A 6,192-nucleotide genomic window follows, 5' to 3' on the forward strand; every position below is an offset into this window, starting at 1 on the left:
CCGGGCAAACACGGTCGCGCCGGCCGCGCGGCAGCGGGTGACGGGAGCCTGTCATGACCGGCGGCCCTTCACGACCGGCGGCCCTTCATGACCGGGAGCATGTCGTGATCGGTAACGTGTTGTGATCGGTAACGTGTCGTTCCCGGTCGAGCCGTGGCACCTGCGTGAGTGCGGCCTCGACCCGGCGCTGCTGGCCCGCTCGGAGTCGCTGTTCGCGCTGTCCAACGGGCATGTCGGCCTGCGGGCGAACCTGGACGAGGGGGAGCCGCACGCCCTGCCCGGCACCTATCTGAACTCGGTGCACGAGCTGCGTCCGCTGCCGTACGCCGAAGCCGGCTACGGGTATCCGGAGTCCGGCCAGACGGTCATCAACGTCACCAACGGCAAGCTCATCCGCCTGCTGGTGGACGATGAGCCCTTCGACGTCCGCTACGGGGAGCTGCGGGCGCACGAACGGGTGCTGGACTTCCGCGCGGGCGTGCTGCGGCGCACGGCCGAGTGGGTGTCACCGGCCGGGCAGGCGATCAAGGTGTCGACGGTGCGCCTGGTGTCCTTCGTCCAGCGGGCCATGGCGGCGATCTGCTACGAGGTCGAGCCGCTGGACGCCCCGGCGCGGCTGGTGATCCAGTCCGAGCTGGTCGCCAACGAGCAGATGCCGCCGCAGAGCGTGGACCCGCGGGCGGCCGCCGCGCTGGAGGCGCCGTTGCAGGGGGAGTGGAACGGCAGCCACGGCACATACGCGGAGCTGGTGCACCGCACCCGGCGCAGCGGCCTGCGGGTCGCCGCCGCGATGGACCATGTGATCGACCCGCTGCCCGGGCTGGGGGTCACCGCCGAGAGCGACGAGGACTCCTGCCGGATCACCGTGACGGCCGTGCTGGACGTCGGCAGCACGCTGCGGATGGTCAAGTTCATCGCCTACGGCTGGTCGGAGCAGCGTTCCCTGCCGGCGCTGCGGGACCAGGCCGCCGCCGCGCTGACCGCGGCCCGCCAGACCGGCTGGGCGGGCCTGCTCGCCGAGCAGCAGGCCTACCTCGACGACTTCTGGGCGCGGGCCGACGTCGAGGTCGACGGCGACGCCGAGGTGCAGCAGGCCGTCCGGTTCGCCCTGTTCCACGTGCTGCAGGCCGGCGCCCGGGCCGAGCGCCGGTCGATCCCGGCCAAGGGGCTGACCGGTACCGGCTACGACGGGCACGCCTTCTGGGACACCGAGAGCTACGTCCTGCCGATGCTCACCTACACCGCCCCGCACGCGGCGGCGGACGCCCTGCGCTGGCGGCAGGCCACCCTGCCGCTGGCCCGGGAGAGGGCCCGTACGCTCGGCTTCTCCGGCGCGGCGTTCCCCTGGCGGACGATCCACGGCGAGGAGTGCTCGGGGTACTGGCCGGCGGGCACGGCGGCGTTCCACATCAACGCCGACATCGCGGACGCGGTCGTCCGCTACGTCCGCGCGACCGGGGACGACGCCTTCGAGCGCGACGTCGGCCTGGAACTGCTCGTCGACACCGCCCGGCTGTGGCGCTCCCTCGGCCACCACGACCTCGACGGCGACTTCAACATCGACGGCGTGACCGGCCCGGACGAGTACAGCGTGGTCGCGGACAACAACGTCTACACGAACCTGATGGCGCAGCAGAACCTCGTCGAGGCGGCGAACGCCGTCCGGCGGCATCCGGACAGGGCACGCGAGCTCGGCGTGGACGCGGAGGAGACCGCGTCCTGGCGGGACGCCGCCGAGGACATGTACATCCCGTTCGACGAGAAGCTGGGCGTGCATCCGCAGTCCGAGGGGTTCACCCGCCACCAGGTGTGGGACTTCGAGCGCACCCGCCCCGACCAGTACCCGATGCTGCTGCACTTCCCGTACTTCGACCTGTACCGCAAGCAGGTCGTCAAACAGGCCGATCTGGTGCTGGCGATGGTGCGCCGGGGGGACGCGTTCACCGAGGAGCAGAAGGCCCGCAACTTCGCCTACTACGAGGCCCTGACCGTCCGCGACTCGTCGTTGTCGGCGTGCTACCAGGCGGTGATGGCCGCCGAGGTCGGCCACCTCGGGCTCGCCCACGACTACCTGCGCGAGGCCGCGCTGACAGACCTGCGCGACCTGTCGAACCGGGCCGTGGACGGCCTGCACATCGCCTCGCTCGCCGGGAGCTGGATCGCGCTGGTCGAGGGGTTCGGCGGGCTGCGCGACACCGGGGAGACGCTGTCGTTCGCCCCCCGGCTGCCGGAGGGGATCAGCAGGCTGGCGTTCACGCTGTCCCGGCGGGGCCGGCGGCTACGGGTCGAGGTCACCGACGCCACCGCGTCCTACGTGCTGCTGCGCGGCGACCCGGCCGCCATCGTCCACCACGGCGAGCAGGTGTGGGTGACGACGAAGGAGCCGGTGAGCCGTCCGGTGCCGCCGTCGCCCACCCGGCCGGCTCCCGGCCAGCCGTCCGGACGGGAGCCGGTGCGCTTCCGCCCGAACCCGTGAGGCGACCGCCGTGCCCGCGCGGACGCGCCGGTGCCACCATGCCCGTGCGACTGCTGCGCATCCGCCGCGCCCGCGCGGATGTCACCCGGTGTGGTCGTGATTGTGGTTACGGTCGCGGTTGTGGTCGTCCGAGGAGACGGCGGCGCGGGTGAAGTCGCGGTAGGCGCGGGACGGCGTGGGGCCGCGCTGGTCCTGGTAGCGCGAGCCGTAGACGGCCGAGCCGTACGGGTGTGTCGCCGGCGAGGACAGCCGGAACAGGCACAGCTGGCCGATCTTCATACCCGGCCAGATCTTGATGGGCAGGGTGGCCACGTTCGACAGCTCAAGGGTGACATGGCCGGAGAAGCCCGGGTCGATGAACCCCGCGGTCGAGTGCGTGAGCAGGCCCAGGCGGCCGAGGCTGGACTTGCCCTCCAGCCGGCCGGCGAGATCGTCCGGCAGGCTGATGATCTCGAGGGTCGAGCCGAGGACGAACTCCCCGGGATGCAGGACGAACGGCTCGTCGACGTCCGGCGCGATGAGCTCGGTCAGGTCCTCCTGCTCGATGGCGGGGTCGATGTGGCTGTACCGGTGGTTCTGGAACACCCGGAACCACCGGTCGAGCCGCAGGTCGATACTGCTGGGCTGGACGAGAACCGGATCGTACGGTTCCAGGCGGACGCGTCCCGCGGCGATCTCGGCTCGGATATCCCGGTCAGACAGCAGCACGTCCGAGCACGCTACCGGCCGTCGGCCCTGTCGCGGTCGTCGGACGGGGGCATCCCCCCATTCTTCGCCCTGTCGTCCCGTCACGGACAGAGGTAGGCAGCGTCGGTCGTCGAGCAGATGAGCTGGTTGTCGAGCAGCCACTGGATGGGCAGCGCGTCGGTGACCGGGTCGACGACCGGCGCGCCCGGGATGAGGGCGCTGACCACCTGGTACTGCTGTCCGTAGCCGGGCTGGTCGAACCACGGCCGGATGGCGCCGCTGTAGACGGAGAACGTCCGCAGCACCCGGTAGTCGTGGTAGTTGCAGCTGCCCGGGTCCGTCGTGGAGTCCAGGTTGGACGGCGGGATGGCCCGGGCGGCGTATTTCGTCCCCTCCGGGGAGGCGAAGTTGCCGCTGGTGCCACCGAAGCGGTCGAACTCCAGCCCCGGGGCCAGCGATGTCACCGTCCGCTGCGGGGTACCGTCCGGGTTGATCAGGTATCCGTCCTTCGGCGGGTACTGCCAGCCGCCCTGGCCGGACCGGGCGGACGGGTCCCACCAGGTGTCCAGGAACTGCTGGACCGGCTCCCCGCCGGTGCGCTGGTAGTGGGACAGCTGCCGGCCCACCTCACCGACGACCGGCAGTTTCTGGGGGCCCAGCCGCGAGTCGCCACGGAAGTCGGCCTCCGAACACTCGTCCAGCGACCGGTGCCCACCCGTCGGATCGCCGGCCGTCGAGCCACCGGTCGTCGCACCGACAGTGATCGTGGCGCCGTCGGTCGCGGAGGCGGGCGCGGCCGAGGCGGATGTGGCGTCGACGAAGGCGGTACCGGCAAGGAGCAGGGCTCCAGCCGTCAGCGAGATCATGCTCTTGCGAAACTGCACGTATTCCTCCCGGACGCGTGCTCTGAGTAGCACATCGATTCGGGAGAGTAGTAAAAGATCTGCTCACGGACGTGGATCGCGCCCTCCGGGCGGATATACCGTGTGTCGTCCGTCCTGTAGCGACACGTGCCCGCCGACCGGCGCCGGCCTGCCCAGGCCGTGCCTGGCCCACGCCGGCCGGGTCCCGCCGCACCTCGCCCACGCGAGCCTGTAGGATGCTGAAGGCAGCACGCGGGCGTAGTTCAGAGGCAGAACACGAGCTTCCCAAGCTTGCAACGCGGGTTCGATTCCCGTCGCCCGCTCCACTCTGGGTCAGGTCTGTCGGGGGAGCCCCGACCAGGTCGTTTCGCAATATCTGCCGGGGGATCGAATCCCCCGAACCCCCTACGATTTTCGGTGGTTGGGCGAGTCGTGCCTGCGGGGGGTTGGCGTGCCCTGGGATCATCTGGCTGTCAGTCGGCTGTTGTCTGCCAGGGGTCTGTGAGGTCGATGCCGGTGTGGACGAAGTCCTTGGTGTTGCGGGTGGCGAGGCCGGCGGAGCGTGAGCGGCAGATGGCCGCGATCTGGGCGTCGGCCATGACGATGGACAGGCCCTGCCGCTCGCGGCCCACGACGATGTCCGCGTAGTGGGCCGCCGCGTCGTCGTCGAAGGGCAGGACACGGCCGGTGAAACCCGCCTCGACGGCACGTCGCAGCCGGTCGGCCAGGTCGGTGCGGCGCCGCCCCTCGGGTAGCCGGGCGATGCCGTAGCGCAGCTCGGCCAGGGCCACCGCGGTCAGGTAGATCTCGTCGGCGGGCTGGCTGTCGACCCAGGCGATGACCCCTGGGTCGGCCCGGGCGCGCATCAGCTCCGAGACGACGTTCGTGTCCAGTGCGATCATGAGGAGAAGTCCGCCGCCCTCGGTGGCTCCGTGCGTGGCGGCAGGGCGAGCTCCACGTCCTCGTCGAGGTCCGCGAAGTACTGGTGGATCTGGCTGCCCAGCCCGCGTCGCGGGGCCGGCCCGGTCAGGGCGGCCCGGAGGATCGCCCGGGCCTCCGCCTCCATGGACCGGCCGTTGTGCGCCGCGCGGACCCGCAGCCGCGCCTTCACCTCGTCGTCCAGATCCCTGATCGTCAACGTCGCCATGACCTACCACCCCTTCCAGTCACTCCTTCCGACGATCCAATGCTAGCACTGCATGCATTGCAAGCCGCACGTGAGCGGAGTGCGCGCCAGACCCGGCTGACGTTGCGGACAAGCCTGGAGGTTGGTGGACGGATCCGAGCCGCTTTACAGGACAGAAGCTCGCAACGCCGTGCCATTCGCGTGCCACTTTCAGTCCTCGACCTCGATGCCGTGGGCGCGGGCCAGGTCGGCGAGTCCGTGGTTGTAACCCTGGCCGACGACCCGGAAGCGCCAGGCGTCCGCCCGCCGGTAGATCTCGGCGAGTATCAGGGTCCGTTCGGTGGTGGCGGCGTCGAGGGTGGCACGCAGCCACGTTGCCGCGTCCGGTGTCTGAGCGCCGACTTCGATCGGCCCGATCTCACCGAACGTCCGGGATCCGTCGAGAGCCGCCGCGATGATGATCTTTCGTGTGTCATCCGGGATGGCGGCGAGATCCACCGTGATGGCCTGTTCCGCGGGGCCGTCGACCCGGAGCACGACAGCCTCGTCGGCAGCCTGCGGCTGGTTGTAGAACACGAAGTCGTCATCGGTCCCAACCAGATCGTCGTCACCGACGAGGAACGCGACAAGGTCGACATCGCGGACCTCCCAGGACCAGGTGGCAGCGATGGCCCATCGTGTGCCGGCAGCGGCCGTCGGCAGATCCTGGACGCCGCCGCGGGGCAGGACCCGTCCGGTGAGCACCTGGCCGGCGGGTGGCTGGGGTGCGCCGGCGGCAACTGTCGCATCGGGCCCGGTCCCGCCTGCTGCCGGTCCGGGATGGCGCTGGCCCGCGATGTCACGCAGGAATGCCTCGGCGGTCACGACAGGGATGTCGAGGTGCCGGATACGGGGCATGCGACGGTTCTGCTCGCCACCGTCCAGACAGACGACGAGGGCAAGGCTCGCGGTGACGTTCACCGCGGGGATCCCGCGGAAGGCTGTGATGCGCTCCCTGAGCTGGGCAGCCTCGGCGTGTGCTCCACCGAGCACAAGTATGC

6 protein-coding genes and 1 tRNA gene are annotated in these 6,192 nt (G+C 70.7%); 2 read left to right on the top strand and 5 right to left on the bottom strand.

Annotated elements, in window-relative coordinates; genetic code table 11:
• Positions 1-121 precede the first annotated feature (121 nt).
• The gene (locus tag NBW84_RS16265) at positions 122-2,476 is read left to right on the top strand and encodes a glycosyl hydrolase family 65 protein (protein ID WP_250285591.1); all 2,355 of its coding nucleotides are present in this window, start codon (positions 122-124) and stop codon (positions 2,474-2,476) included.
• An 81-nt stretch (positions 2,477-2,557) separates the two neighbouring features.
• Here the strand turns inward: NBW84_RS16265 and dcd are convergent, their stop codons facing one another.
• Both dcd and NBW84_RS16275 read right to left on the bottom strand, forming a co-directional pair.
• Positions 2,558-3,184 (bottom strand): dCTP deaminase, encoded by a 627-nt coding sequence (gene dcd, locus NBW84_RS16270; protein WP_250285592.1) that lies wholly within the window; start codon positions 3,182-3,184, stop codon positions 2,558-2,560.
• 80 nt (positions 3,185-3,264) lie between these two features.
• Positions 3,265-4,047, bottom strand: coding sequence for a TNT domain-containing protein (locus tag NBW84_RS16275; RefSeq protein WP_250285593.1), 783 nt, complete (start codon positions 4,045-4,047; stop codon positions 3,265-3,267).
• 231 nt (positions 4,048-4,278) lie between these two features.
• On the opposite strand from NBW84_RS16275, the gene NBW84_RS16280 reads away from it, so the two are divergent.
• Positions 4,279-4,352 (top strand) — tRNA-Gly (locus NBW84_RS16280).
• Between the two features lie 147 nt (positions 4,353-4,499).
• Here the strand turns inward: NBW84_RS16280 and NBW84_RS16285 are convergent.
• The 3 genes from NBW84_RS16285 to NBW84_RS16295 all read right to left on the bottom strand — a co-directional run.
• Positions 4,500-4,928: a type II toxin-antitoxin system VapC family toxin gene (locus NBW84_RS16285; RefSeq protein ID WP_250285594.1), complete on the bottom strand. Its 429-nt coding sequence runs from the start codon at positions 4,926-4,928 to the stop codon at positions 4,500-4,502.
• Positions 4,925-5,173 (bottom strand): FitA-like ribbon-helix-helix domain-containing protein, encoded by a 249-nt coding sequence (locus NBW84_RS16290; RefSeq protein WP_250285595.1) that lies wholly within the window; start codon positions 5,171-5,173, stop codon positions 4,925-4,927. Before NBW84_RS16290 ends, NBW84_RS16285 begins: the two co-directional genes overlap by 4 nt.
• Before the next feature lie 189 nt (positions 5,174-5,362).
• Positions 5,363-6,192 (bottom strand): TerD family protein (locus tag NBW84_RS16295; RefSeq protein ID WP_250285596.1); only part of this gene is annotated, 830 nt, incomplete at its 5' end.

Source organism: Protofrankia sp. CiP1_Cm_nod2 (genome assembly GCF_920664355.1).
Classification (GTDB): Bacteria; Actinomycetota; Actinomycetes; order Frankiales; family Frankiaceae; genus Protofrankia.

Excerpts from the sequence above, each read along its gene's own strand:
- NBW84_RS16285 (WP_250285594.1), bottom strand. The coding sequence starts at position 4,928 with ATGATCGCACTGGACACGAACGTCGTCTCGGAGCTGATGCGCGCCCGG.
- NBW84_RS16290 (WP_250285595.1), bottom strand. The coding sequence starts at position 5,173 with ATGGCGACGTTGACGATCAGGGATCTGGACGACGAGGTGAAGGCGCGG.